Here is a 24,403-nt window from a genome sequence, read left to right as displayed (position 1 = left end):
ACAATCAGTCGATGATGTCGAAGGCCCGGAAGATCCAGCTCAGCTGGTAGAGCAGGCCAAGCGAGACGAAGGTGGCATGGAAGCGTCTGCTGGCGGTGAACGCCGCGATACCGCAGAGGACGATGTAGACGACGTTCCGCACAGGATACTCGTAGCCGAAGGATTCGAAATACGGCCGCCCCTTGATGGCCGTATCGGCGAGGTCGACCGCATAGGCCAGCGCCAGGAAGCCAAAGAACCAGCCCTTGCGCGACATGAAGTAGTCCTCGTAGCCGCTATACTCCTCCATCGACACGGGAAAGAGCAGCACGCAGAGGAAGAAGAACAGGCAGGCGAAGCCTATCAGGAACAGGTAGACGCCGAAATCGAGGAAGGTCAGCGCCTGCAGCCGGAATTCCCACCACCAGAAATGCAGCAGGAACAGCAGCATCGACAGCACCCAGCCGAGATGGACCCAGTAGACGCGCGTCTTTCCGGGATGCTGGACGAAGGAGGCGAGGCCGGTGAGAAGCCGGGCGAGCGACAGGCTGACGACCATGCCGATGACGATCCGCACATGGGTGAAGAGGGCCGGATCGGGGGCTGTGTGCTCCATCGGAATTTTCCCGGTCGTGGCTGATCGCACGGATCCGCCGGTTCATCCTTGTGACCGATTCGGCCGGTTCAGGCGGGCGCAGGATGGCAGGTGGATGCCGGCAGGTCCATGGTCGAGCGGGCGTTCACCTGGGCAATCGCCTATGGCAAGTCCCCCTCTGGCCTGCCGGCCATCTCCCCCACAAGGGGGGAGAGGACCCGCCGCATCCGTCTGCCCCAAGTGAATTTCAGCGGCGCGGCCCGGTTAAGCCATCCCCCTCGTGGGGAGGGTGGGGAGGGGCTTTTTCATATGCGATTGCCCTGGGGCGATCACTCTGCCGGAACGGCCGTCGGGTGGCCGTCGCGGTCGAGGGCGACCATGACGAAGGTTGCGCCCGTGACCTTGTCGAGACGTCCGGTCAGGTAGCGGCGCGCCCAGGCTTCCACCAGCAAGGTGATCGAGGTGCGGCCGACGGCGACGATCTCGGTATAGACGTTGATGGTGTCGCCGATCTTGACCGGCAGTTCGAATGCCATCTCGCGCACCGCGCGGGTGACGACGCGGCCATGCGCGCGCTCGGCGGCGCGGATGCCGGCTGCAAGGTCCATCTGCGCCATGACCCAGCCGCCGAAGATGTCGCCGGCGGCATTGGCGTCGGCGGGCATCGCCAGCGTTCGGAGCGTCAGCTGCCCCAGAGGTGAAGCGTTCTCGGTCATGAATCGATACTCCGTGCACGCATCCGATTTAGACCAAAGGCGCTCCAAGAAACAGTGCGCAACGCCGCCATGCATGTTTTGCGTTAAGATGCGGGCCGGCGAAGAGCATAAAAGCCAGGAAAATTGGTACATCGTAATTTAGTCGAATTTAACCTATCGCGACAAAGATCGGCGCCCGGGCCGGCAACGCCATTTGCCGGATTTGAGGGGGATCATTGTGAGCAAGTTGAAGATATCCGCCAGACTGTATCTGCTCGTGGGGCTGGCGCTCGCCGTCTTTTCGGCCGTTTCGGTCTACGCGCTGTTTCACTATCAGGACGCGATGGTCGTCGAGCGCAAGTCGAAGCTGCGCGCGTTGGACCAGAACATGGTGAAGCTGTTCGAATTCTATCACGGCCAGGAGGCGTCGGGGGCGCTGACGCGGGAGGAGGCGCAGGCGCGCGCCAAGGACGCCGTCCGGGCGTTGCGCTACGAGGATAGCGGCTACTTCTGGATCAACGACCTCGATGCCCGCATCGTCATGCATCCGATCAAGCCGGAACTCGACGATACCGATCAGTCCGGGATGAAGGATCCGACCGGAAAGTTCATCTTCCGCGAGTTCGCCGACGTGGCGAAGGCGAAGGGCGAGGGCTTCGTCGACTACTACTGGCCGAAGCCCGGCGCGGAAGAGCCGGTCTTGAAATATTCGCATGTCGCGGGCTTCGCGCCCTGGGGCTGGGTTGTCGGCACGGGCGTCTATGCCGACGACCTGTCGGCCATGTTCCGGCGCAACGCGGTCTCCATGGTGGGCTGGCTGGGCCTTGGTGCGGTGGCGATCGTCCTTGTCGCCTTTGCGATCGTTCGCAGCGTCGTAGGCCCGATCGGCCGGCTGAAGACCGCCATGCAGGCGATCGCGCAGGAGGACGTCTCCGGCGATGTGCCGGGGACGGAACGGCGCGACGAGGTGGGCGACATGGCCCGGGTCGTGTCGGTGCTGCGCGACAGCGTGCGCGAGCGCGCCGAGATGCGCATTCGCGAAGGCGAGCAGCAGCGACGCACCAATGCCGAGCGCAGCGAGGGCGAGCGCCGCCAGCGCGCGATCAGCCAGTCGCAGGTCGACGCGATGGACACGGTCGGCACGGCGCTCGAGCGGCTGGCCCGCGGCGACCTTTCCGCACAGATCGATGCGATCGCGCCGGAATATGCCAAGCTGCGCGAGGACTTCAACCAGGCGGCGCAGGCGCTGAACGGCGTCATCGGCGCGATCGCCCATTCGACCGACGTGGTGCACGGCAATGCCGGCGGCATCGCCGTCGCGGCCAACAACCTGTCGCAGCGTACCGAGCAGCAGGCAGCCTCCCTGGAGGAGACGGCCGCGGCGCTCGACGAGATCACCGCCGCCGTCCGCAGCGCATCGGACCGCGCCATGGAGGCGAGCCGCATGGTCGGGCAGACCAAGGAAAGCGCGGGCCGCTCCGGCGCCATCGTGCGCGAGGCGGTTGCGGCGATGGGGCGGATCGAGGATGCCTCCAACCGCATCAGCCAGATCATCGGCGTGATCGACGAGATCGCCTTCCAGACGAACCTGCTGGCGCTCAATGCCGGCGTCGAGGCGGCGCGCGCGGGCGAGGCCGGCAGGGGCTTTGCCGTCGTGGCCCAGGAGGTGCGCGAGCTGGCGCAGCGCTCGGCCAATGCGGCCAAGGAGATCAAGGGCCTGATCGGCAATTCGGCCACCGAGGTCGGCAACGGCGTGGCGCTGGTGCGCTCCACCGGCGAGGCGCTGGCCGAAATCGAGCAGCTGGTTCACCAGGTCAACGACCAGGTGCAGTTGATCGCCACGGCCGCCCGCGAGCAGTCGGTCGGGCTGGCGGAGGTCAATACCGCCGTCAACCAGATGGACCAGATGACCCAGCAGAATGCCGCGATGGTCGAGGAGACGAGCGCCGCCGGCCAGACGCTGTCGCAGGAAAGCGAGGAACTGCGGGCGCTGCTGCAGCGCTTCCGCCTCGCCGCACAGTCGGCGACAACGCGCGCCCGCGCCGCCTGAGGCAGGCGAAAGGCAACTGCGGATCCAATCGGCCCCGGCGTGACGCGCCGGGGTCGTCTGACTTCTGACGAAGCCTTGTTCCGGGCGTCCATGTCTTCGAACAGGCCAGCAACGGGGGGCGTCATGCCGGACTAGATCCGGCATCCAGCACGCTCAAGTCCTTGAGCGAAAAAGGTTCTTTTGCACCACAGACGCGGCGCTGCTGGACCCCGGATCAAGTCCGGGGTGACGGAAGAAAGGGAGCTCCTACCAAGGGCGAGTTTGTCAACGAACTGTTGGCCCCGGCGTCACCCGCCGGGACCGCTTCGTCTTCCCCAGCCGGTCACGATGGCGAGCGTGTGCGATCGCGCGGAGCGGCCGGAAACCCTTCGTTTACCCTGTGGGCCTAAAATTTCGTTGTTTTGCAGGGCGCTGGCCCGGCGCGGGCGCCGTCGCCCGGATTCGTCCCGAATGCGGACACTTGGGGGCGGCAGCATGCCGGGACCTGGAAGCTTGCGGATCGGTCGTGCGGGCACAGGCGGAACGGGAATTGTCATGAGTATCACGTCTGCTTTCTCACCGGCGCGACCGGCCGCTATCCTCGCGGCCCTCTTTCTTGCCGCCTGCTCGGGCGACCTGATCCCGCCGGGGAGCGTCGACGGTGAAAGCACGGTCAGCGCCATCAGGCCGGTGGGCGCGCAGCGGATGCGGGCCGGCGCGAACGATACCGGCGCCTCTGCCGCCTATCCGGCCGGCGGGACGCCGGTCGGCACCGCCAGCGACAGAGCGGGCGCCTTCGGCGGTCCCGGCGAAATCGAAACGGTCGGGCAAGCCATGCCGGCGGAGCCCGGACGGGAGCCAGGCCGACTGCCCAGGATCGACAGCGACGAGGCGATGGGCGTGGCCGGCGGGGCGCAGGTGGCCTCCACCGGCGGCGTGCTGCAGGTCCCGGAGGACGGGGTCAACATGGATGCGGGCCTCGGCGTCGGCCAGGGCGAGTCCATCCAGGGGCTTGCCGAGGCGCAGGCCGATGAGATCGCCGAGGGCAATGCCACGCAGGTGGTCGTCGATGGCATCGGCTCGGACGACCCGCGGCAACTGGGCCAGCCGCAAATGTCCGAACCGGTGCCGATGCCGGAAACGGAGGCGGAAATGACGGCTCCCGCAGCCCAGCCCAGCGCCCGCCGTGTTGGGGCGGAGCAGAAGGTCGCCTTCATCCCGCGCTTCGACAACCCGATGTCGGTGCCAGAGAGCCAGGGCGGCATGCCGGCAGCCGAAAAGGCCTGCCGGCAGCGGTTGCAGCGTCTCGGCGTAAAATTCCGCGACGTGCCCGCGATCGGCAAGGGCCGTTCCTGCGGCATCGCCTATCCGATCGAGCTGCAGGGACTTTCCGGCGGCATCCAGATCCGGCCGGCCGCGCAGGTCAACTGCCAGATCACCGAAGCCTTCGCCAAATGGGTGAAGAACGAACTCGCCCCGTCCGCGCGCCTGCGCTACGTTTCCGGCGTCAAGTCGATCCACCAGATGTCGTCCTATTCCTGCCGGACCATGAATTCGCAGCGCGGCGCCTCCATGTCCGAGCATGCCAAGGGCAACGCCATCGACGTCGGCAAGATCGTGCTGAACAACGGCAAGGAGATCCTGATCCGCCGGAAGGGCTTCTTCGCCTTCCGCGAGAAGGGGCTGCTGAAGGCCGTGCGCACCGACAGCTGCAAATATTTCACCACCGTGCTCGGCCCCGGCAGCGACCGCTTCCACAAGGATCACTTCCACTTCGACCTGCGCATGCGCAAGTCCGGCTACCGGCACTGCAGCCTGTAGCAACAGCGATATCTGCCAAAAAAAGGACCGGCTCGAAAGCCGGCCAAGAAACGCGTCAGAGAGGTGCGTCGCCACGCCAACTCGATACAAGGCCCTGCGAGAGGGGATCCCGGAGGGCGGCGCAGTTCATGCAGACGGTTCATCCGTCCATTCGGCCCGGCAGGGGGCTGCCGGGCGAGGCGCTGTCGCAATCATTGCGAGCCGAAAGCGCCCGGGCGACGCGGCGGCGGCTTCCTGCCTCGTGACCCAGAGTGATTGAAAACGATCACGGTTTCATGACACTTAGGGCTCGAGCGACTCGATTTTCGCACGGGTCCGACAGCAATCAGGAGTAGCCCGTGCCGCCCGTAGCCGACCTCGTCGTCACGCCCTATGGCGTCAGGATCGCGCATGCGCTGAGCAAGCGCCACCTGGAGATCGCCTTCGGACTGTTCCTGCTCTTCGTCGGGGTGCGTTTTCTCTACAGCATCTACGGTTGAGAGAATATTTTTTCGCGGTCGGGGGTGAAAACCGCGTCCGTCTCCCCCATATTGCGCCGGCATCCGCCCAGGGAGGGGCGATGCGCGGTCCGGCGCCCGCCGGCATTCCCTCCGACCTCCCGTCACATGGTTATTGCATGGCGCCCATCGTTCGCATCGAAAACCTGACGAAACACTATGCCACCGGCTTCCAGGCGCTCAAGGGCGTCAGCCTCGACATCGAGGAAGGCGAAATCCTGGCCCTGCTCGGACCGAACGGCGCCGGCAAGACGACGATGATCTCGATCGTCTGCGGTATCGTCACGCCGTCCGGCGGTCGGGTGACGGTCGCAGGCCACGACGTGGTCAAGGACTTCCGCCGCACCCGTGAGATCATCGGGCTCGTGCCGCAGGAACTAACGCTCGACGCCTTCGAGACGGTCTCCAACACGGTCGCCTTTTCGCGCGGGCTGCACGGCAAGAAGCCGGATCCGGCACTGATCGAACAGATCCTGCGCGAGCTGTCGCTGTGGGACAAGAAGGACACGATGCTGCGCCATCTCTCCGGCGGCATGCGGCGGCGCGTGCTGATTGCCAAGGCGCTGTCCTACGAGCCGAAGGTGCTGTTCCTAGACGAGCCCACCGCCGGCGTCGACGTGACGCTGCGCAAGGAGATGTGGCAATTGGTGGAGCGGCTGCGCGCCACCGGCGTGACCATCATCCTGACGACGCACTATATCGAGGAAGCCGAGGAGATCGCCGACCGGATCGGCGTCATCAACAAGGGCGAGATCCTGCTGGTCGAGGACAAGGCGGCGCTGATGAAGAAACTGGGACGCAAGCAGCTCACGGTCGAGCTCGCCGAGCCGCTGTCGGCGGTTCCCGAGGCGCTTTCCGGCTTTCGCCTGCAGCTCGGGAATGGCGGCCAGTCGCTTGTCTACGACTACGATACGGCCGGCGAGCGCACCGGCATCACCGGCCTGCTGGCCGCGATGGCGGAGCAGGGGCTGCGGCTCAAGGACGTCTCGACCGAGCAGAGTTCGCTCGAGGACATCTTCGTCGAACTGGTCGGAGCGGAAAAATGAACATCGAGGCCATCAAGTCGATCTACGCCTTCGAGATGGCGCGCACGCGCCGCACGCTGATGCAGAGCGTCGTCTCGCCGGTCGTCTCCACCTCGCTCTATTTTATCGTCTTTGGGGCGGCGATCGGCTCGCGCGTGCAGGAAATCCAAGGCGTGCCCTACGGCGCCTTCATCGCGCCAGGGCTGATCATGCTGACGCTTCTGAACCAGTGCATCGGCAACGGTTCGTTCGGCATCTATTTCCCCAAGTTCACCGGCACGATCTACGAAATCCTGTCGGCGCCGATCTCCACGGCGGAGATCGTCATCGGCTATGTCGGCGCGGCCGCGACCAAGGGGCTGATCATCGGCACGATCATCCTGGCCACCGCGTCGCTCTTCGTCGACATCACCATCGCCCATCCGCTGCTGATGATACTCTTCTTCGTGCTGACCGCGGTCAGCTTCAGCCTGTTCGGCTTCATGATCGGCATCTGGGCGAAGGATTTCGAGCAGTTGAACATCATCCCGATGCTGGTCGTTCCGCCGCTCGTCTTCCTCGGCGGCAGCTTCTACTCGATCGATATGCTGCCGCCGTTCTGGCAGACGGTCAGCCACTTCAACCCCGTCCTCTATCTCGTCTCGGGCTTCCGCTGGAGCTTCTTCGAGATCGCCGACGTCAACCCCTGGATCAGCCTGGCGATCGTCGTGGCCTTCCTGGGGGCGTGCCTTGCCGTTACGGCATGGATCTTCAGGACCGGATACAAGCTGAAGAACTGACCGGTCTGGTTCCACCTTCGATTGAGATGGCGATTGCCCGTTCTGCGGACATTTGTGTATGCGCGGCTGCAATCTGCGCTTCAAAAGATATACGACCAAGCTAAAAAGCTGCGATTATCAGTGAGATAGGCGAAGGTACAGGTTGCGGATTAATCGAATTTCAACCTTCGATGTCCATACATGTCGGCATCTGGAATGCTCGCTACGGTAACATGACTGTTGCCTCACATATCCTCTGTCCATTTCTCCCAAAAATTCCTGGAGTGCAGCAATGACGTTGCTTTCGTTTGGCCGCGGTGCCGATGCGCGGGCTATCCTGAGTGCGATGGACCGGTCACAGGCCATCATCGAATTCGACATGAACGGAAAGATCCTCTCCGCCAACGAGAATTTCTGCAAGGCGATGGGCTACGAGCTTGCCGAAATCATCGGCCAGCAGCACCGCATCTTCGTGGAGCCGCAGTTTGCCGCAAGTGCCGAGTATCGCGCATTCTGGGAGCGGCTGGGGCGCGGCGCGTTCGACCGCCAGCAATATCGCCGGCTCGGAAAGGGCGGGCGCGAGGTCTGGATCGAGGCGTCGTACAATCCGGTCCTGCGCGGCGGCAAGCCCTACAAGGTGGTGAAGTTTGCAACCGACATTACCGACATCAAGTTGAGGAGTGCCGAGGATTGGGGCAAGCTGGAGGCGATCTCGCGCGTCCAGGCGACCATCGAATTCACGCCGGAAGGCCGGATCCTGACTGCAAACCAGAACTTTCTCACCACGCTTGGATACCAGCTGGACGAGATCGGCGGCCGTCACCATTCGATGTTCTGCGATCCCGGCTACGTCGCAAGTCCGGAATATGTGGCGTTCTGGCAGAAGCTGGCGGCGGGCGAATTCATCGCCGACGAGTTCATGCGGATCGGCAAGGGCGGCAGGCAGGTCCATATCCAGGCCTCCTACAATCCGATCTTCGACATGAACGGCAGGGTGTTCAAGGTGGTCAAGTTCGCCACCGACGTGACCGAACGCGTCCGCGCGGTCAACGAGTTGGCCTCCGGCCTTCACGAACTGGCCGAGGGCAACCTCGCACAGACGCTGGACCGGCCGTTCATTCCGACTCTCGACAAATTGCGCGCGGATTTCAACGTCTCGGTCGGCCGGCTGCGCGGCGCCATCCAGGCGATCGCAGGAAATGCCGAAGCCATCGCCTCTGGCTCGCAGGAGATCCGCACGACCTCCGAAGGCCTGTCGCGCGAAATCGAGCAGCAGGCGGCATCGGTGGAGGAAACGGCATCCGCGGTCAACCAGATCACGGTCACGGTGAAGGAGACGTCGATCCGCGCCAACGAGGCCGGTACGCTGGTCGCCGATGCCAAGGCAAGTGCGGACCAGTCGGGCGAAGTCGTCCGCCGGACGGTCGACGCGATGTCGAAGATCGAGACGTCGTCCTCGCAGATCGCCGGCATCATCGGCGTCATCGACGTGATCGCCTTCCAGACCAACCTGCTGGCGCTGAACGCGGGCGTTGAAGCGGCACGTGCCGGCGACGCCGGCAAGGGCTTTGCGGTCGTGGCCCAGGAGGTTCGCGAGCTCGCCCAGCGCGCGGCCACCTCGGCCAAGGAGATCAAGAATCTGATCGCCATCTCCGAGGAGCACGTCCGCGACGGCGTTGGTCTCGTCGGGCAGGCGGGCGAGGCGCTGGCGAAGATCGCAGATCAGGTGACGCGCGTGCACGAGAACGTCGGCGCCATCGTGGAGGCGAGCCGCGAGCAATCCCTCAGCCTGCAGCAGGTCAACGAAGCGGTGACGGTCATCGACCAGGGGACCCAGCGCAACGCCGCGATGGTCGAGGAATCGGCGACCGCGAGCAAGGGGCTGGCGGACGAGGCCGAGGCGCTCTTCGGGCTCGTCAGCCAGTTCCGGACCGACATCCAGCCTGCCGCACACGCCTCGACGCCGCAACGCAGGGTGGCCTGACGGCGCGCTGCCGGCAGCCGGGATTCGTCCCGGCGCGCGGGATCGCATAGGAATGAAAACCCCTCCCAACCTCCCCACGAGGGGGAGGGCTTAACCCGGCCGCTCCATCAGCGCTCCATTCGGGCAGATGCGTACGGCAGGTCTTCTCCCCCCTTGTGGGGGAGATGGCCGGCAGGCCAGAGGGGGACTTGCCACGTGCGATTGCTTGACATTGCCCCAAGCGATCGGATCGAGGTCTAATCGCGCAGGCGCAGTTCGTCGCCGCGGATCTCGATCGAGCCGAGGGTGCCGAGGAAGCTCATGCCGAGCAGGCTCTGTTCGAGCCTCCCGACGCCGGCGACCATGGCGCGAACGTTTCGCCGTTCGATCGGGCCGATCGTCAGGCTGTCGAGCCGGACCGGTGCGGCCAGCGCCGTACCGTTTGCGGTCGAGACCATCTGGTTGAAGTCGAGTGTCTCGGGCTGCAGGCCGAGGCGTTCCGCGTCCGCGTAGGACAGAACCACGGCGCTGGCCCCGGTATCGACCAGCATGGCGACCGTGCCGCCGTTGATCTGGGCATCCACCTGGAAGTGGCCGTGGTCCATCTTGTGCAGGACCAGGATCTGCTCGCCGGCGGCATCCGTTACCATCACCGCACGTCCGGGGACGAGGCCGGCGGTCATGCGGCCAGCCACGCTTTGCAGGTCGTCGCGATAGACATAGCCGGCCACGAAAACGAGCATGATCAGCAGCCAGAGGGCGGCATTGCGCACAGTCTCGCTGATCCGCCCGCGGGTGACCAGAAATCCGGTCGCGAGCAGGGCGGCGATGGCCGAAAGCTGGACTACTTGAGCGAAATCGTCGTTGCCGAGGCCGAAGCTGCGGCCGCTTTGGTGGTTCCACAGGAGCATCGCCAGGCCGAAGCCGAGTACGCCGAGGATGATCCAGAATCTCATGCTTCGCCGCGCTCCCGCGCCATCCGCGCCCGGCGGGTCTCTCGCCGCGGCCTGCGCTCGATCACAGACAGCCGCTCCGGCAGCGCCGCCATCAGCGCGCGCCGCTGCTCGGAGGTGTATTGCGTCCAGGCGCCGATCTCCTCGCGCGTGCGGCCGCAGCCGAAGCAGTAACCGGTGGCGTCGTCGATCGAACAGACGAGGATGCAGGGCGATTCCATCGGGTCTCCGGGTTTTCGTGTCGAAAATTATATCGGACGCTCAGAGCGCCAGCGCAAGGGCGCCGAGCGCTGCGATCTCGGCCATCTGCTGGCTGGCGCCGATCGTGTCGCCGGTATGTCCGCCGATCTTGTCGCGCACGACATCGGTGAAGGCGAAGACCGCGGCGCAGACGGCGAGCGCCATCGAGGCGATTGCGAGCAGCGAGGCACCGGGCAGGAGAAACAGCAGCGCGAGCACCGCGCCGGAAACGAGCGCGATCTGCACGGAGGCGGTCTCCGGCTCGCCGGCGGCGACGGCGACACCGTCGCGCCTTGCCGCCGGAAGCGCGTTCCAGTGCCAGACCATCGCCGCCCGGCTGGTGGCCGCAACCGCCATCAGCGCAAGGGCGGCCTGGACCGGGGACAGCGCTGGCATCATCGCCGCGAGCGCGGCACCACGCAGGCCGAAGGACAGCACCAGCGCGACGACGCCGTAGGAGCCGACGCGGCTGTCCTTCATGATCGCAAGCGCGCTCTCCCGGTCGCGCCCGCCGCCGAGGCCGTCCGCCGCATCGGAAAGACCGTCCTCGTGCAGCGCCCCCGTGAGAAGGGTCTGCGCGGCGAGCACCAGGAAGGCGCAGAAGAGGGGGGCCGCGTCCAGCATCCGCAACAGCCCCAGAAGGACTGCCGCGGGCAGGACGATCAGCACGCCGGCCACCGGAAAGGCGCGGACTGTGGCGGACAGGCGGCCGTCATGGCCGACGAAGTGCCGCTGCGGCACGCGGATGCGCGACAGGAAGGCCACGGACCGGGCCACGTCGTCGATATAGTCGCGGATGTCCACCTGCGTTCTCCTGCCGCATTGTGCCGACGCGCCCGGCGGTCATTGTGAAGGCCGGTGGCGGCAGGTACATCCTACCGATTCTCCACCGGAACGGCATGCCGAAACGGCGACAGGCACCGGCGCAAATACGGTTGTCCGATTCGCTCCCGATCTCTAATAGGAGGCAACCGATCCTACTTTGGAAGCAGAATACGAGGAAGTTGCCGATATGAGTGCCAGCGGTCTGCCGTTCGATGATTTTCGTGAGTTGCTGCGCAATCTGCCCGGCCCGGATTCGGCGGCGCTGGTGGCGGCGCGCGAGCGCGATGCGCAACTGACCAAGCCGCCCGGCGCGCTCGGTCGGCTGGAGGAAATCGCCTTCTGGCTGGCGGCCTGGACCGGGCGCCCGCCCGCCGTCACCCGCCCGCTGGTGGCGATCTTCGCCGGTAATCATGGTGTTACGAAGCAGGGTGTCACGCCGTTTCCGCCGTCCGTGACAGCGCAGATGGTGGAGAATTTCGCCGCCGGCGGCGCCGCGATCAACCAGATCTGCGTCACCCACGACCTCGGCCTGAAGGTGTTCGACCTGGCGCTGGACTATCCGACCGGCGACATCACCGAGGAGCCGGCATTGTCCGAGCGCGACTGCGCCGCTACCATGGCCTTCGGCATGGAGGCGGTGGCCGGCGGCACGGACCTTCTGTGTATCGGTGAAATGGGCATCGGCAACACGACCATCGCGGCTGCGATCAACCTCGCCCTCTACGGCGGCACCGCCGCCGAATGGGTGGGGCCGGGCACCGGATCCGAAGGCGAGGTGCTGGCGCGCAAGATCGCCGCCGTGGAGAAGGCCGTCGCCCTGCACAGGGACCACCTGTCCGATCCGCTCGAGGTGCTCCGACGCCTCGGCGGCCGCGAGATCGCGGCCATGGCCGGCGCGATCCTCGCCGCCCGGATGCAGAAGGTGCCGGTGATCATCGACGGCTACGTCGCCACCTGCGCCGGCGCCGTGCTCAGGGCCGCCAACCCTTCCGCGCTCGACCATTGCCTGATCGGCCACGTCTCGGCCGAACCGGGTCACATGCGGGCGATCGAGAAGCTCGGCAAGACCCCGCTTCTGGCGCTCGGCATGCGGCTGGGCGAGGGGACGGGAGCCGCACTTGCAGCCGGCATCGTCAAGGCGGCGGCCGCCTGCCATGGCGGCATGGCGACCTTCGTTCAGGCCGGTGTCAGCAACAAGCAGTAGCGACAGGCGGTCCGATGCAATCCCGATCAGGCGGGCGGCTCAGGACGGTGGGCCGCAGGCCCGGCGCGCTGGAGGCCCCGGCGCAGCGCGCCTGCGGCCTTCATTCTGCCACCTCGGCTCCCTAAGGGCCGGGCGGCGGACATGGCAATGCAATGTTTGCACTTTGCAGGCATGATGTGAACACTATGTGACGGAGAGGGCGTGCGCGCAGCCGCCAGCGAGAGAAAACGATGACCATGGCCGAAGGCAGGATCGATACGAGCCCGGTGAAGAAGCACAAGGGGCTGGCCCATCTCTTCGCCGCCGCGAGCTACTCGCTCGGCGGCGCGAGGCGCCTTCTGGGTGAGGCGGCCTTTCGCCACGAACTTCTCGCCTTCGCAGCCGTGATGGTCGGTTTCGTCGCGACCGGCGCCACGCTGTTCCAGTATGTGGCGATGAGCATCCTGTTCCTGCTGATGATGGCCTTCGAGGCCATCAATACGGCGATCGAGGAGATCGTCGACCGGGTATCGCCGGAAATCTCCGACATGGGCCGCAACGCCAAGGATCTTGGCTCGTTTGCCTGCTTCTGCCTGATCCTCGCCAATGCGGTCTATGCGGCCTATGTGGTGATCTTCTCGCACTTTCTCTGAGCGTGGAGTGAGCGATAGGGGCCTCAGGCGAAGCTCTTGCGGCGCGGCGAGACCGTCTTGATCTTCTCCATTGGCAGGCTCTGAAGCACCCGTTTGGCCGGCAGGATCGCGATGGCTTCCGTGCCCTCGCGAAGCTTGGACTTCAGGATGAACTCGCCATTGTGCTTGGCCAGGATCGCCTGGACGATCGGCAGGCCGAGGCCGGTTCCCTGTTCGGCGCTCTTGATCGCGATCGCACCCTGGCCGAAGGCCGAAAGAACGATCGGTATCTCCTCTTCGGCAATGCCGGGGCCGTTGTCGCGGATTGCCAGATACTGCCCGCCGCCGGCCGTCCAGCCGACCCTGACGGTGATCTCCCCGCCCAGCGGGGTGAATTTGACGGCATTGGAGAGAAGGTTGAGCACCACCTGGCGCATCGCCTTCTCGTCGGCCCAGACGTCGGGCATGTCCGTTTCGAACTGCTCGCTGATCGAGATGTTTTTGGTGCGGGCGCGCAACTGCACCATGCCGATGCAGTCCTCGCAGATCTCCACCAGCCGGATGGCTTCCTCACTGAGGTCGTACCGGCCGGCCTCGATGCGCGACAGGTCGAGGATCTCGTTGATCAGGTTCAGCAGGTGCTTTCCCGAGTTGTGGATGTCGGCCGTATATTCCTTATAGACCGGATTGTTCAGCGGGCCGAGCACCTCCGTATTCATGACCTCGGAAAAGCCGAGGATCGCGTTCAGCGGCGTCCTCAGTTCGTGGGACATGGAGGCGAGGAAGCGGGATTTGGCGAGATTGGCCTCCTCGGCCCGCCGGCGCGCCTCGTCCGACATCGATTTCGCCACTTCCAGCTCCGCGATCAGGTCGTCCTTCTCCGACTGGAACGACAGGAGCTGCTGGCTGGTGTGGCGCATGCGCTTGGTGACGAAGGTGAGGAACACCAGTGCCACCGAGATGAAAGCCGTCATCCCGAGCACGATCGGGTCAGGCTTGCGCGTGGCGTTGTAGATAAGCGCGAGCACCGTCGGCAGGAAGGCGTAGAGGACGGCGTTGCGCAGCATCAGCGCGCTCATCGAGGTGACGCAGAGCGCGACCAGCAGCACCGTCCCCTTGTAGAAGTCAAAGCCGTTGCCGGCGCAGGCGCTGCAGTCCTGCAGCGCAAAGACGGCCCAGCCCACGCCCATCAGCACCTGGGCGGCGAGCAGGAGCCGGTGCCAGCGCCTGACTTCCTCGGGCGGAAGCCCCTTCAGGCGCACGTGCTTTGCCAGAAGGATGCTGATCGCGTGCAGGCTGAGCGCCAGCAGGCCCCAGGCGATGAAGGCCGCGTCGCGGGTCAGGTAGAGACCGAGGCCGGTGATGGCGAAGACCAGCACAGGCATCACCAGGGCGCCGTTCAGCACCGCTTCGATGTAGAGCAGAAGCATGTCGCGTTCGAACGCGGGCGACGTCCCGGTCGCCGTCTGCAGCCGCTCTCGGGTCGCGCGAACGGCCCGCGAGACAGCCTTGTTTCGGTGGCTGCGCGATCTGTCGACGATGATCTTGTCGTGCGTGGTACTGACGCCGGGACCCATGGCCTGTGCAACTGTTGCGATTACCAGGCGAAGTCTATTGTGGAATTCTTAAGAAGATGCTGCCGGGCATTAGCGATTTGCGAACCATTTCGAAGCTAAGGCCAAATTGTTGCGCGGGCATCCGGGGGGAGGCGCGACGGGCTGGCGAAGACAGCAGCAAGACGTTGATATCGTGCATGCCTTCCGATCCGCTGCAGGACCGGGAACGCATGCGGTGCGTCGGGGCGGTCAAGCCCCGGCGGTATGGCGTAACGCGGCATGAAGGCCGGTCCGGGGCAGAAGCCCAAGGGTGCATACGATGTTGGGCTATGGTTTTATCTATCGCAGGAAATGGGCCGACCTTGTCGTCACCGCAGCGATCCTGGCGCTGATGGCGCTGATCGCCCTGCGCCTCAACGATGGTCCGGCGACGGAACTGTTCGCGGGCACGGCAAGGGCCGCCGACGGTGATACGCTGACGGTGGACGGCCGCCGGATCCGCCTGTCGGGCATGGATGCGCCGGAGTTGACGCAGGTCTGTCGCCGCGGCGAGACGGACTGGTATTGCGGCGCGTCCGCGCGCTCGCACCTGGCCGAGATGCTGAGGCATGGCGGCATTGCCTGTAGCCTCATCGGTACCGACAAGTATGATCGCACGCTTGCCCGATGCCGCATCGGCGAGGAAGATGTCGGCGAGCGGATGGTGCGCGATGGCCTTGCCGTTTCCTATGGCGACTACGAAGAGGCCGAGAGCTTTGCGCGCCAGGAGCGCAAAGGGCTCTGGAGCAGCGTGTTCGACCGCCCGCAGGATTGGCGGCGGCGGCACGGCCGGCCGCAGGAGGAACCGCATGTGCCGGTGGAGACCTATCTGGGTGCGTTTCTGCGCTTCTTCGGGGCGGGCTGACGGGAGCCTGCGATGACGGCGGCCCAATCTGACGCTGCCAAGCCAGACGCTGGTAAGCCTGATTCTGCGCAGCCTGACGCTGCCATGATCGAGGCTCTGCGACTGTCGATTGCGGCCTGTCGCATCTGTCGCGACGCGCCATTCGGCGGCGATGCCTTCCGGCTGCCGCACGAGCCCCGGCCCGTCGCCGTCCTGTCGGACCAGGCCCGCATCCTGATCGCCGGGCAGGCGCCCGGCCTGCGCGTGCACGAGACCGGCCTGCCGTTCAACGACGCCTCGGGCGATCGCCTGCGCGACTGGCTGCAGGTCTCCAGGGAGGAATTCTACGATCGGGACCGGTTCGCGATCGTGCCGATGGGCTTCTGTTTCCCGGGCTATGACGCCGCGGGCAGCGACCTTCCGCCGCGACGGGAATGCGCGCCGCAGTGGCGGGCAGCCGTCATGGCCGCGATGCCGCAGATCCGGCTCGTCCTTGCCGTTGGCCAGTATGCGCAGGCCTGGCATCTCGGCCCGCTGCGCGAGCGATCGATGACCGCGACCGTCCTTTCCTGGCGACGCTATCTCGACGGCGATGGCCGTCCGTCGATCCTGCCTCTGCCGCATCCGAGCTGGCGAAACAGCGGCTGGTTGAAACGCAATGCATGGTTTGAGGAGGAATTGCTGCCGGAGTTGCGAAAGCGGGTGAAAACCTTGACCGGCTGAAATATCGTTCTTTCTTTTGCCGCAAGAGTGGTTCAAATAGAAAATTCGTTTCAATGAGGGGAGTATCCATGGACCGCCTAGACCGCAAGATCCTGCGCCTGCTGCAGGAAGATTCGACGCTCGCCGTTGCGGATCTTGCCAAGAAGGTCGGTCTGTCCACGACACCGTGCTGGCGGCGGATCCAGAAGATGGAAGAGGACGGCGTCATTCGCCGCCGCGTCGCGCTGCTCGATCCCGTCAAGGTGAACACCAAGGTCGCCGTTTTCGTGTCTATCCGCACGAGTTCCCATTCGACGGAATGGCTGAAGCGGTTTTCCGAGGTCGTGGTCGAGTTTCCCGAAGTGGTGGAGTTCTATCGCATGAGCGGGGACGTCGATTATCTCCTGCGGGTGGTCGTCCCCGATATCGCCGCCTACGATGCCTTCTACAAGCGATTGATCGCCCGCATCGAGATCAGGGACGTCTCCTCGAGCTTCGCCATGGAGCAGATCAAGTACACGACAGAGTTGCCGCTCGACTACATGATGGTGGACCAGAAGTCCGGCGAAGACTGAGGCCACCCGCGCCGAGACGGGGACCTCTGCCGTAGCGCTCTGCGGGGGAAGCATGCGGACCGAACAGGACGTGCTGCGCATCTCGATCCTGGCCACGCTGGTCGTGGCCGCATTCGGCATCGTCTTCGGACTCCTGTCCGGATCGTTCTCCATTGTCTTCGACGGCGTGTATGCGCTCGCGGACGCCAGCATGACGGTGCTGGCGCTGTGGGTATCGGCGCTGATCGTCAAGTCCGCGCAGGGCACCTTGCCCGGCCGGTTCGCCCGTCGTTTCACGATGGGGTTCTGGCATCTCGAGCCGATTGTGCTCGGGCTGAACGGCGTGCTCTTGATCGCCGTCTCGGTCTACGCCCTCATCAATGCCGTATCGAGCATCCTGAACGGCGGGCGCGACCTGGAGTTCGGATACGCCATCGCCTATGCCGCCGTCACCCTCGTCGCCTGCCTTGCGATGGCCGCACTCGGCTGGCGGGCAAACCGGGTCCTGAAATCCGGTTTCGTCGCGCTCGACGTCAAGGCGTGGCTGATGTCGGGCGGGATCACCGCTGCACTGCTCGCAGCCTTCGTCCTGGGCCTCTCGGTGGAGGGAACGCGGCACGGCTGGATGGTGCCCTATGTCGATCCCGCCGTGCTGGCGCTCGTCTGCATCGTCATCATCCCGCTTCCGGTCGGCACAGTCCGGCAGGCGTTGGCGGATATCCTGCTGATCGCGCCGTCCGACCTGCAGGCGCAGGTCGATCGCATTGCCCAAAGGACCGTGAGCACATACGGATTCTTCTCCTATCGGGCTTATGTCGCAAGGGTCGGCCGCGCGCGGCAGATCGAGCTCTTTTTCATCGTTCCGCCAGGCCAGCCTGCCAGAAGCATCGAGGCGTGGGACCGGATCCGTGACGAAATCGGCGACGAGATCGGCGGCGACGTCGACAATCGCTGGCTCACGATCGCCTTCACCGCCGATGCCGAATGGGCTGAATGAGGAGAGCAGGTGAGCGACAGCGCGCGCGCACTGCCGCTCCTTGGGCTTGAGTGCGGCCTACTTGCGCTCCAGCCGGGCCAACAGCGACGAGGTGTCCCAGCGTTTGCCGCCCATGTCCTGGACGTCGCCGTAGAACTGGTCGACGATCGCGGTGACGGGGAGGCGGGCGCCGTTGCGCTTGGCCTCGGAAAGAACGATGTCCAGGTCCTTGCGCATCCAGTCGACGGCGAAGCCGAAGTCGTACTTGCCCTCGTTCATCGTCTTGTGGCGGTTTTCCATCTGCCACGAGCCGGCCGCCCCCTTCGAGATGACCTCGATGACCTTCTCGATGTCGAGCCCGGCGCGCTTGCCGAAATGGATGCCCTCGGCGAGGCCCTGGACGAGGCCGGCGATGCAGATCTGGTTGATCATCTTGGTCAGTTGGCCCGCACCCGACGGCCCCATCAGGCCGACCATGCGGGCGTAGGCGCCGATGATCGGCCTGGCCTTCGCAAACGTCGCCTCGTCGCCGCCGCACATGACGGTCAGCACGCCGTTTTCCGCGCCCGCCTGGCCACCGGAGACGGGGGCGTCGATGAAGCCGCAGCCCTTCTGCCGTGCCGCTGCGTCGAGTTCGCGGGCGACCTCGGCCGAGGCGGTGGTGTTGTCGATCAGGATCGCGCCGGGCTTCATGCCCTCGATGGCGCCGCCTGCTGCCGTCGTGACCGAGCGCAGGTCGTCGTCGTTGCCGACGCAGACGAACACGAAATCGGCATCCCTGGCGGCCTCGGCCGGCGTCCGGGCGGCCTTGCCGCCGAACTGTTCCACCCATTTTTCGGCCCTGGCGAATGTGCGGTTGTAGACGGTGACCTCGTGCCGGCCCTTGACCTTGAGATGGCCCGCCATGGGATAACCCATGACGCCGAGCCCGATGAATGCGACATTTGCCATGCTGGACACTCCTGTGATCGTCGCCGACGGGTTTAGCCGAAACGGCGGCGAGGCGGAAGGGTGCGTGGCAATCCGGGTCGTTCAGGCGACGGGCGCCGATGCAACGAAGGGCAGGGACTGGAGATGGGACGGGCTGTCGGGCGCAAATCGAAGTCCATTCATCCGCCAGCGGTCAGGGATTCCGTACTTGTCCGCTGCCCCGATGCCCCTGGGTATCCGGCAGGGCCTCTGAGCGCTTACCGAGCGTGCGGGAAATGTCGTTCCAGATCAGCCGCAACCGGCGCACGTGCAGGTCGTCACCGATCCAGCGCATCAGATGCTCCACCGAGAGCTTCGCGCGTGCCGGTTCTGTTCCGATGACGGTGCGGGCCCAGATGCAGTAGGCGTCCACAGTCGCCGGCGTCACCTTGCCGTCCTCGATGATCATGGGCTGGTTGCCGCCGATCTGGGCGGCCTTGCGCAGATTGTCGGTGGCTGCAAACAGCACGCCGGCATAGATCGTGTCGACCTCGTCGGGGCCGTCACGGCTGTCGATGGCTCTTTCCAGGTCAAAGATCGTACGGATGTTCAGTTCGCGCATCATCAGGAACTTCTCAAGGCCGAGGATGTGGCAAAGCTGCGCCTGAGCTACCCAGTCGATGCACTGGTAGATGCCGAAGGGCGATTCGATGTGCAGCATGATCGGGTTGGTGGTGGCGAGGTTCTGGACGTCGTAGATGCCGCAGATCTCCAGACGGAAACGCGTGGGAAAATCGATGCCGTCGATGGCGTCGACGGTGGTGACGCGCGTGACCTCCTGGAAGCGGTCGTCTTCGGTCTTGAACCAGGTGATGAGGTTCTTCGTCTTCATGTAGACAAACTGGGTCGCCGAACGCGGCATCAATCCCAGGATCGGGGCGAGAGCGATCCACAGCCACGGGATTCCGTCGCTCTCCGTACCCCTGGTGAAGGGTTGGAGGGGATCGGGAATGGCTGCGAAGGCGATCATGGTGAAGATGATGGCTGCGACCATCTCGCCGGTCTGGCGCAGAAAGGTGTAGGCGCTGAGATCGAAAACCGCCAGGTGCCGAAGGAACGTGCGAAAAGTCTCAACGAAGGCGCCAGCAAAGGCGAGTCCACCGATCGTGACCAGGGCGCTGTAGGTGACGCCCGTGTTTTCGCTCGCGTTGAGCGCTGCATCGCAGGGTGCGAAATGGGTCAGGGCGCAACTGCATGTGACGCTGCCGAAGCCGCAGGTGATTGCCGCCAGAAGGGCATCGACGCCGAAATAGAGGACGATCATCAGGCCGACGGACGACGCCAGCAGGCGACGGTCGCGCCGCCGGCCCAGCCGCGTGATCCGGTCAAGGATCTCTTGAATCTGCGCGGCGTTGGGATGCTGGTAGTCGGGTTGGCTGAACGTGCCCGCCATGTCCACATCCGAGAGATACTTCGACCGCACGAATTCGAAGGACGGGTTGATCTTCTTGCCATCCTCGCTCGTCCTGATGTTCCCGAAAGTGCGCTCGAAGTCGAAGATCTGTCGGACACGGCGCAGCCGGATTTCCTGGCGACCGAAGATAATGAGCGCCGGCGTCAGGACGGCGACCAGCAGGGCCCACCCGTCCACATTCTGCCAGAGCCAGAGCGGGATCGACACGAGGTAGTCGTAGAGCGAAAGTTCCGCAAGCTGTGCCATCTGCGCCCGCCCCCCTCAAGCCGATGCGGGCGCGAGTCTAGCTGTTTTCCGGTAGCGATCTACAAACCGGCTGCTATCAGCGGTGGTGGCTGCCTATACCTCGCCCCTGTACCGCGCCACCACCAGTTGGCCGGCGATGGGTTCGCCTTCTTCCAACCGCACGGTGATGTCGCCGATTTCGACGAGGTCGAAACCGGTCGCCTCGAGGCGGTCGCGGACGTAGCTTTCGGCATGGGCGAAGCGCTGGTGCGGGCCGACCACGAAGCCGCTTTCGGCGAAGGCTTCGGCCGGCAGCGTCTCAGACGAGAAGACGAACAGGCCGCCGGTCTGCAGGTTGTCGGCGGCGCCGAAGAAGAGTGGCTCGAGCGCGCCGACATAGGGCAGCACGTCGGTGGCCGTGATCAGGTCGAACGGCTCGTCGTCGTTGTCGTCGAGGAAATCGACGGCCTCGGCGACGTAGAGCGTCTCGTAGAGGTCCTTCTCGTGTGCGACCTCGACCATGTTCTCAGACAGGTCGACGCCGGTGATGTCCTCGACCATGTCGCGCAGCGTCCCGCCGGTGAGGCCGGTGCCGCAGCCGAGGTCGAGCATCCGCGCGAACGGTCCCAGCGCCAGCGCCTGCAGGCGCTGGCGCACCAGCACCGGCACGGCATAGCCAAGCTGCTCGACGAGCACGTCCTCGAAGACCTCCGCATGCTGGTCGAAGAGGGTCGCGACATAGGCGTCGGGCGCCTTCTCGGGCGTCTCCCCGCGCCCCATCGAGGCGATCCGCACGGCCGCGCCGCCGTGATCCTCCGGGTCGAGGGCCAGCACCTCGCGATAGGCCGCGACGGCGGCATCGAACTGGCCGGATTTCTCCAGGGCAAGGGCGCGGTTATAGGCTTCCGCGAGCGCTTCTTCGTCGATCTTGGTCATGAACGGTGTCATAGGGTGGGGCAGGGCGTTTGGCAATGACGGCGGAGATCGGGGCCGGCGTCCGGCGATGGTTGAAATTGACATTTCACAAGTGGAACAAAGAGGAGCATCATTCCCTTCAACAGAAACAATAAAAGGGAGGTGGGCGATGAATGGCGAGGTGGCGGCGCTGTCGGCGCAAGGACAAAGGGAGCCGCATCCATCGCCGGCGCCTCCGGTGACCTCGACGGAGGCCATCAACCTGATGGTCCACTACTACCGCGGCGAGATGGGGCGAATGGCAGGCTGGCGCGACCGGATCGACCGGACGACCAACTGGGCGATCACCGTCGTGGCGGCACTGCTGTCGGTCTCGCTGTCGACGCCCAATTCCCATCATGGCGTGCTGCTGTTTGCCATGCTGCTGGTGACGCTGCTGCTTCTGATCGAGGCGCGACGCTACCGCTTCTTCGACGTCTATCGCGCGCGCGTTCGCCAGGTGGAGAAGAAGTATTTTGCTGAATTCCTGCAGCCGCACGGCGATCTGGCGCCGGACTGGGGGGCTGCGGTCGCGGCCAGCCTCCGCAAGCCGGAATTCCTCATCAGCTACCGCGACGCCGCCTGCCGCCGGCTGCGCCGCAACTATTCCTGGATGTACCTCATCCTGCTTCTGGCCTGGGCACTGAAGATCTCCTCGTCGAGCATGACGGAGACCGAAAGCACCGTCGATGTCGCGCTCTCGTTCGCACAGGTGCTGAAGAACGCCGCCTTCGGGCCGATCCCCGGCGCCGTCGTCCTTGCCCTCGTCCTGGCTTTCTACGCCATCATCTTGGCCGGCGTGTTTCATCGCGACAGCGGAGAGGGCGAACGGGTGCGCGGCGAAGCGCACGTCTGATGCCGGTCGGAGGGGCGTTTGCGGCACGACCCTCAGTGCAGGATGAACTCGCCCTTCAGCGACCGCCACTCGGTGGCCGAGATGAGCCTGCGGTGAACGTAGCGCACCGAGTGCAGCGGCCCGTCCAGCGTCTCCTGCCAGAACTGCAGGAAATGGTGCATCTCGGGGAAGTCCGGCGCCAGGTCGTATTGCTGCCAGATGTAGGTCTGCAGCAGCGAAGGGTGGTCCGGCATGCGGTAGAGAATCTGGGCCGTGGTCATGCCGTAGCCCTTCAGCTGCAATTCCATGTCCGATGTCATCCAGGACCTCGTTCCATCGTGAATGATCACCGATGATCCGCCGTCCTTGCCGACAAATCAATTGCCGATTTTCATCCATGACAAAGAATAGTCTTGAAAAACAGAAGCTTGGCAGCAGATCGCGACGAGTGCTGCCAAGGTCGCGGCCAATTGCGGCTAGCGCTTGAGGTGGCGGGTCAGGCGCGCTTCGAGCCAGGCCCAGACGTTGCGCATCAGTTCGACGATCATGAGGTAGAGCAGCGCCGCCCAGAGATAGGTCTGGTAGTCGAAGGTGCGCGAGAAAGCGCGCCGCGTCTCGCCCATGAGGTCGAAGACGGTGACGATCGAGACGATCGCCGAGCCCTTGATCATCAGGATGATCTCGTTGCCATAGGGCCTAAGCGCGACGATCAGCGCCTGCGGCAGGATGATCTTGAAGAAGGTCACGCGTCCCGGCAGGCCGAGCGAGGCGGCACCCTCGTGCTGCCCGCGCGGCACGCTCTCGATCGCTCCGCGCAAGATCTCGGCCTGGTAGGCGGCGGTGTTCAGCGTGAACGTCAAAAGCGCGCAGTTCCAGGCGTCGCGGAAGAAACCCCAGAGGCCCATCGCCTTGAGTTCGGCGGAAAAGCTTCCCAGGCCGTAGTAGACGAGGAAGAGCTGGGTCAGGAGCGGCGTGCCGCGGAAGAAATAGACATAGGCATAGGCTGGCCAGGACAAAAGCTTGTTGTTCGACATACGCGCGAAGGCGAGCGGCAGCGAGACGACCGCGCCGAGGGTGATCGAAAGAGCAACCAGAAGCAGCGTCACCCCGAGGCCGGAGAGATAGTTCGGCGCATAGCGCGAGAATTTTGCCGGATCCCAGCCGTCGACGACGGTAAGGAAGATGCCGACGGCCAGCGCCAGCCAGATGCCGAGCACGGCGCTGCCGACGAAGCGCGACAGCGTGTAGGGCCGGGCGGGGGCAGGCGGTGGCGCCTGCGGCGGCAGAAGTGTGGTGACCACGCTCATCGCCGCACCTCCGAGCGCTGCACCCGCGCCTCGATCATCGAAAAGACGATCGACGACAGGAAGGCGAGCACGAGGAAGAGGCCGCAGGCAATGCCGTAGAACAGGAACGCCTCCTTGGTCACGCGCGCGGCGATGCCGGTCTGCCGCAGGATGTCCGAGAGCCCGATCACCGAGACCAGCGCGGTATCCTTGAGCAGCGCCATCCAGAGATTGCCGAGCCCGGGCAGCGCGATGCGCACGAGTTGCGGCACGATGATCAGGCCCATCGTGCGGCCATGGTGCAGGCCGAGCGCATAGCCCGCCTCGTACTGGCCGCGCGGGATGGCCCGGAAGGCCGACAGCAGCACCTCCGAGCAATAGGCAGAGAAGACGACGCCGAGCGCGATCATGCCGGCGACGAAGGCGTTGATCTCGATCGCCTGTTGATAGCCGAGCGCGGAAAGCAGGTTCTGCACCAGGATCTGGATGCCGTAGTAGACGATGAACAGCGTCAGCAGTTCCGGCAGGCCACGGAAGATCGTGGTGTAGATGTCGGCGGCAAGTCTGAGCGAACGCTCCGGCGACTGCTTGGCGAGCGCGATGAAGAAGCCGATCAGCAGGCCCAGTGGCAGCGTGGCGACCGCAAGGCTGGCGGTGACGAGAAAGCCGATCGCGATCTCGTCGCCCCAGCCCGCATCGCCGCAGGACAGCAGCGTGCCCTCGGCGAACCAGCGGAACACGCCGGCCGGGCCGCACAATGGATCGATGAAGCCGAGAAATGCGGAAACCGCCTCCGCGATGGCGGAAAAGAACCCGCTCATGCCTAAAGAACCCCCGGGGCGCGTTTCGCGCTC

General features: G+C 65.0%; 25 protein-coding genes. 13 read left to right on the top strand and 12 right to left on the bottom strand.

Features of this window, described 5'->3' with window-relative positions:
• Positions 1–4 precede the first annotated feature (4 nt).
• Complete coding sequence (locus GGQ64_RS14740) at positions 5–595, bottom strand: hypothetical protein (RefSeq protein ID WP_183805599.1); 591 nt, start codon at positions 593–595, stop codon at positions 5–7.
• Positions 596–903: 308 nt separating this feature from the next.
• On the bottom strand, positions 904–1,290 hold the full coding sequence (locus GGQ64_RS14735; protein WP_183805597.1) for an acyl-CoA thioesterase: 387 nt from the start codon (positions 1,288–1,290) through the stop codon (positions 904–906).
• A 217-nt stretch (positions 1,291–1,507) separates the two neighbouring features.
• On the opposite strand from GGQ64_RS14735, the gene GGQ64_RS14730 reads away from it, so the two are divergent.
• The 6 genes from GGQ64_RS14730 (at position 1,508) to GGQ64_RS14705 (ending at position 9,383) form a co-directional block, all read left to right on the top strand.
• Complete coding sequence (locus tag GGQ64_RS14730; protein ID WP_183805594.1) at positions 1,508–3,319, top strand: methyl-accepting chemotaxis protein; 1,812 nt, start codon at positions 1,508–1,510, stop codon at positions 3,317–3,319.
• Positions 3,320–3,853: 534 nt separating this feature from the next.
• Positions 3,854–5,119 (top strand): extensin-like domain-containing protein, encoded by a 1,266-nt coding sequence (locus GGQ64_RS14725; protein ID WP_183805592.1) that lies wholly within the window; start codon positions 3,854–3,856, stop codon positions 5,117–5,119.
• Positions 5,120–5,457: 338 nt separating this feature from the next.
• The gene (locus GGQ64_RS14720; protein WP_183805590.1) at positions 5,458–5,598 is read left to right on the top strand and encodes a hypothetical protein; all 141 of its coding nucleotides are present in this window, start codon (positions 5,458–5,460) and stop codon (positions 5,596–5,598) included.
• A gap of 137 nt (positions 5,599–5,735) precedes the next feature.
• On the top strand, positions 5,736–6,662 hold the full coding sequence (locus tag GGQ64_RS14715; RefSeq protein WP_183805588.1) for an ABC transporter ATP-binding protein: 927 nt from the start codon (positions 5,736–5,738) through the stop codon (positions 6,660–6,662).
• On the top strand, positions 6,659–7,420 hold the full coding sequence (locus tag GGQ64_RS14710; RefSeq protein ID WP_183805586.1) for an ABC transporter permease: 762 nt from the start codon (positions 6,659–6,661) through the stop codon (positions 7,418–7,420). Before GGQ64_RS14715 ends, GGQ64_RS14710 begins: the two co-directional genes overlap by 4 nt.
• A 271-nt stretch (positions 7,421–7,691) precedes the next feature.
• Positions 7,692–9,383, top strand: coding sequence for a methyl-accepting chemotaxis protein (locus GGQ64_RS14705; RefSeq protein ID WP_183805584.1), 1,692 nt, complete (start codon positions 7,692–7,694; stop codon positions 9,381–9,383).
• 236 nt (positions 9,384–9,619) lie between these two features.
• On the opposite strand, the gene GGQ64_RS14700 is transcribed toward GGQ64_RS14705, so the two are convergent.
• Genes GGQ64_RS14700 through GGQ64_RS14690 form a run of 3 tightly spaced genes read right to left on the bottom strand, consistent with a single transcriptional unit; the run spans position 9,620 to position 11,359 of the window.
• On the bottom strand, positions 9,620–10,318 hold the full coding sequence (locus GGQ64_RS14700; RefSeq protein ID WP_183805582.1) for a retropepsin-like aspartic protease family protein: 699 nt from the start codon (positions 10,316–10,318) through the stop codon (positions 9,620–9,622).
• Positions 10,315–10,536 carry a DUF1289 domain-containing protein gene (locus tag GGQ64_RS14695; RefSeq protein WP_183805580.1) on the bottom strand — a complete coding sequence of 74 codons (222 nt, stop codon included), beginning with the start codon at positions 10,534–10,536 and terminating at the stop codon, positions 10,315–10,317. Before GGQ64_RS14695 ends, GGQ64_RS14700 begins: the two co-directional genes overlap by 4 nt.
• 40 nt (positions 10,537–10,576) lie before the next feature.
• On the bottom strand, positions 10,577–11,359 hold the full coding sequence (locus GGQ64_RS14690; RefSeq protein ID WP_183805578.1) for an adenosylcobinamide-GDP ribazoletransferase: 783 nt from the start codon (positions 11,357–11,359) through the stop codon (positions 10,577–10,579).
• A 208-nt stretch (positions 11,360–11,567) separates the two neighbouring features.
• Between GGQ64_RS14690 and cobT the strand changes: the two genes are divergently transcribed.
• Positions 11,568–12,584 (top strand): nicotinate-nucleotide--dimethylbenzimidazole phosphoribosyltransferase, encoded by a 1,017-nt coding sequence (gene cobT / locus GGQ64_RS14685; RefSeq protein WP_183805576.1) that lies wholly within the window; start codon positions 11,568–11,570, stop codon positions 12,582–12,584.
• Between the two features lie 230 nt (positions 12,585–12,814).
• Entirely contained in the window at positions 12,815–13,216 is a 402-nt protein-coding gene (locus GGQ64_RS14680) for a diacylglycerol kinase (RefSeq protein ID WP_183805571.1), read from the top strand.
• Positions 13,217–13,239: 23 nt separating this feature from the next.
• Here the strand turns inward: GGQ64_RS14680 and GGQ64_RS14675 are convergent, their stop codons facing one another.
• Positions 13,240–14,772 carry a sensor histidine kinase gene (locus tag GGQ64_RS14675; protein ID WP_183805570.1) on the bottom strand — a complete coding sequence of 511 codons (1,533 nt, stop codon included), beginning with the start codon at positions 14,770–14,772 and terminating at the stop codon, positions 13,240–13,242.
• Between the two features lie 298 nt (positions 14,773–15,070).
• On the opposite strand from GGQ64_RS14675, the gene GGQ64_RS14670 reads away from it, so the two are divergent.
• From GGQ64_RS14670 to GGQ64_RS14655, 4 genes are all read left to right on the top strand, one after another.
• Positions 15,071–15,655 carry a thermonuclease family protein gene (locus GGQ64_RS14670; protein WP_183805569.1) on the top strand — a complete coding sequence of 195 codons (585 nt, stop codon included), beginning with the start codon at positions 15,071–15,073 and terminating at the stop codon, positions 15,653–15,655.
• A gap of 84 nt (positions 15,656–15,739) precedes the next feature.
• Positions 15,740–16,357, top strand: a complete 618-nt coding sequence (locus GGQ64_RS14665; RefSeq protein WP_183805567.1) for a uracil-DNA glycosylase family protein — start codon at positions 15,740–15,742, stop codon at positions 16,355–16,357.
• Positions 16,358–16,425: 68 nt separating this feature from the next.
• Positions 16,426–16,911 carry an Lrp/AsnC family transcriptional regulator gene (locus GGQ64_RS14660; protein ID WP_183805565.1) on the top strand — a complete coding sequence of 162 codons (486 nt, stop codon included), beginning with the start codon at positions 16,426–16,428 and terminating at the stop codon, positions 16,909–16,911.
• A gap of 52 nt (positions 16,912–16,963) precedes the next feature.
• Positions 16,964–17,887, top strand: a complete 924-nt coding sequence (locus GGQ64_RS14655) for a cation diffusion facilitator family transporter (RefSeq protein ID WP_183805563.1) — start codon at positions 16,964–16,966, stop codon at positions 17,885–17,887.
• 57 nt (positions 17,888–17,944) lie between these two features.
• Here the strand turns inward: GGQ64_RS14655 and GGQ64_RS14650 are convergent, their stop codons facing one another.
• The 3 genes from GGQ64_RS14650 to GGQ64_RS14640 all read right to left on the bottom strand — a co-directional run bounded on the left by GGQ64_RS14650 (position 17,945) and on the right by GGQ64_RS14640 (position 21,422).
• On the bottom strand, positions 17,945–18,817 hold the full coding sequence (locus GGQ64_RS14650; protein ID WP_183805561.1) for an NAD(P)-dependent oxidoreductase: 873 nt from the start codon (positions 18,815–18,817) through the stop codon (positions 17,945–17,947).
• Between the two features lie 172 nt (positions 18,818–18,989).
• The gene (locus GGQ64_RS14645; protein ID WP_183805559.1) at positions 18,990–20,495 is read right to left on the bottom strand and encodes a hypothetical protein; all 1,506 of its coding nucleotides are present in this window, start codon (positions 20,493–20,495) and stop codon (positions 18,990–18,992) included.
• Between the two features lie 93 nt (positions 20,496–20,588).
• Positions 20,589–21,422: a class I SAM-dependent methyltransferase gene (locus GGQ64_RS14640; protein WP_183805557.1), complete on the bottom strand. Its 834-nt coding sequence runs from the start codon at positions 21,420–21,422 to the stop codon at positions 20,589–20,591.
• A 136-nt stretch (positions 21,423–21,558) separates the two neighbouring features.
• On the opposite strand from GGQ64_RS14640, the gene GGQ64_RS14635 reads away from it, so the two are divergent.
• Positions 21,559–22,284 (top strand): DUF2270 domain-containing protein, encoded by a 726-nt coding sequence (locus tag GGQ64_RS14635; protein ID WP_183805555.1) that lies wholly within the window; start codon positions 21,559–21,561, stop codon positions 22,282–22,284.
• 32 nt (positions 22,285–22,316) lie between these two features.
• Here GGQ64_RS14635 and GGQ64_RS14630 read toward each other — a convergent pair whose 3' ends face one another.
• The 3 genes from GGQ64_RS14630 to GGQ64_RS14620 all read right to left on the bottom strand — a co-directional run bounded on the left by GGQ64_RS14630 (position 22,317) and on the right by GGQ64_RS14620 (position 24,370).
• Positions 22,317–22,583, bottom strand: a complete 267-nt coding sequence (locus GGQ64_RS14630) for an usg protein (RefSeq protein WP_183805553.1) — start codon at positions 22,581–22,583, stop codon at positions 22,317–22,319.
• A 156-nt stretch (positions 22,584–22,739) separates the two neighbouring features.
• Entirely contained in the window at positions 22,740–23,570 is an 831-nt protein-coding gene (locus GGQ64_RS14625) for an ABC transporter permease (RefSeq protein WP_183805551.1), read from the bottom strand.
• Positions 23,567–24,370 (bottom strand): ABC transporter permease, encoded by an 804-nt coding sequence (locus GGQ64_RS14620; RefSeq protein ID WP_183805549.1) that lies wholly within the window; start codon positions 24,368–24,370, stop codon positions 23,567–23,569. The genes GGQ64_RS14625 and GGQ64_RS14620 overlap by 4 nt, the downstream gene beginning before the upstream one ends.
• Positions 24,371–24,403 lie beyond the last annotated feature (33 nt).

This window comes from Mycoplana azooxidifex, from assembly GCF_014196765.1.
GTDB lineage: Bacteria > Pseudomonadota > Alphaproteobacteria > Rhizobiales > Rhizobiaceae > Mycoplana > Mycoplana azooxidifex.
The sequence above is the reverse complement of the archived record's forward strand: the minus strand, read 5'-3'. Positions and strand labels throughout refer to the sequence as shown.

Excerpts from the sequence above, each read along its gene's own strand:
- GGQ64_RS14740 (WP_183805599.1), bottom strand. The coding sequence starts at position 595 with ATGGAGCACACAGCCCCCGATCCGGCCCTCTTCACCCATGTGCGGATC.
- GGQ64_RS14735 (WP_183805597.1), bottom strand. The coding sequence starts at position 1,290 with ATGACCGAGAACGCTTCACCTCTGGGGCAGCTGACGCTCCGAACGCTG.
- GGQ64_RS14725 (WP_183805592.1), top strand. The coding sequence starts at position 3,854 with ATGAGTATCACGTCTGCTTTCTCACCGGCGCGACCGGCCGCTATCCTC.
- GGQ64_RS14715 (WP_183805588.1), top strand. The coding sequence starts at position 5,736 with ATGGCGCCCATCGTTCGCATCGAAAACCTGACGAAACACTATGCCACC.
- GGQ64_RS14710 (WP_183805586.1), top strand. The coding sequence starts at position 6,659 with ATGAACATCGAGGCCATCAAGTCGATCTACGCCTTCGAGATGGCGCGC.
- GGQ64_RS14705 (WP_183805584.1), top strand. The coding sequence starts at position 7,692 with ATGACGTTGCTTTCGTTTGGCCGCGGTGCCGATGCGCGGGCTATCCTG.
- GGQ64_RS14700 (WP_183805582.1), bottom strand. The coding sequence starts at position 10,318 with ATGAGATTCTGGATCATCCTCGGCGTACTCGGCTTCGGCCTGGCGATG.
- GGQ64_RS14695 (WP_183805580.1), bottom strand. The coding sequence starts at position 10,536 with ATGGAATCGCCCTGCATCCTCGTCTGTTCGATCGACGACGCCACCGGT.
- cobT (WP_183805576.1), top strand. The coding sequence starts at position 11,568 with ATGAGTGCCAGCGGTCTGCCGTTCGATGATTTTCGTGAGTTGCTGCGC.
- GGQ64_RS14680 (WP_183805571.1), top strand. The coding sequence starts at position 12,815 with ATGACCATGGCCGAAGGCAGGATCGATACGAGCCCGGTGAAGAAGCAC.
- GGQ64_RS14675 (WP_183805570.1), bottom strand. The coding sequence starts at position 14,772 with ATGGGTCCCGGCGTCAGTACCACGCACGACAAGATCATCGTCGACAGA.
- GGQ64_RS14670 (WP_183805569.1), top strand. The coding sequence starts at position 15,071 with ATGTTGGGCTATGGTTTTATCTATCGCAGGAAATGGGCCGACCTTGTC.
- GGQ64_RS14665 (WP_183805567.1), top strand. The coding sequence starts at position 15,740 with ATGATCGAGGCTCTGCGACTGTCGATTGCGGCCTGTCGCATCTGTCGC.
- GGQ64_RS14660 (WP_183805565.1), top strand. The coding sequence starts at position 16,426 with ATGGACCGCCTAGACCGCAAGATCCTGCGCCTGCTGCAGGAAGATTCG.
- GGQ64_RS14655 (WP_183805563.1), top strand. The coding sequence starts at position 16,964 with ATGCGGACCGAACAGGACGTGCTGCGCATCTCGATCCTGGCCACGCTG.
- GGQ64_RS14650 (WP_183805561.1), bottom strand. The coding sequence starts at position 18,817 with ATGGCAAATGTCGCATTCATCGGGCTCGGCGTCATGGGTTATCCCATG.
- GGQ64_RS14645 (WP_183805559.1), bottom strand. The coding sequence starts at position 20,495 with ATGGCACAGCTTGCGGAACTTTCGCTCTACGACTACCTCGTGTCGATC.
- GGQ64_RS14640 (WP_183805557.1), bottom strand. The coding sequence starts at position 21,422 with ATGACACCGTTCATGACCAAGATCGACGAAGAAGCGCTCGCGGAAGCC.
- GGQ64_RS14635 (WP_183805555.1), top strand. The coding sequence starts at position 21,559 with ATGAATGGCGAGGTGGCGGCGCTGTCGGCGCAAGGACAAAGGGAGCCG.
- GGQ64_RS14630 (WP_183805553.1), bottom strand. The coding sequence starts at position 22,583 with ATGACATCGGACATGGAATTGCAGCTGAAGGGCTACGGCATGACCACG.
- GGQ64_RS14625 (WP_183805551.1), bottom strand. The coding sequence starts at position 23,570 with ATGAGCGTGGTCACCACACTTCTGCCGCCGCAGGCGCCACCGCCTGCC.
- GGQ64_RS14620 (WP_183805549.1), bottom strand. The coding sequence starts at position 24,370 with ATGAGCGGGTTCTTTTCCGCCATCGCGGAGGCGGTTTCCGCATTTCTC.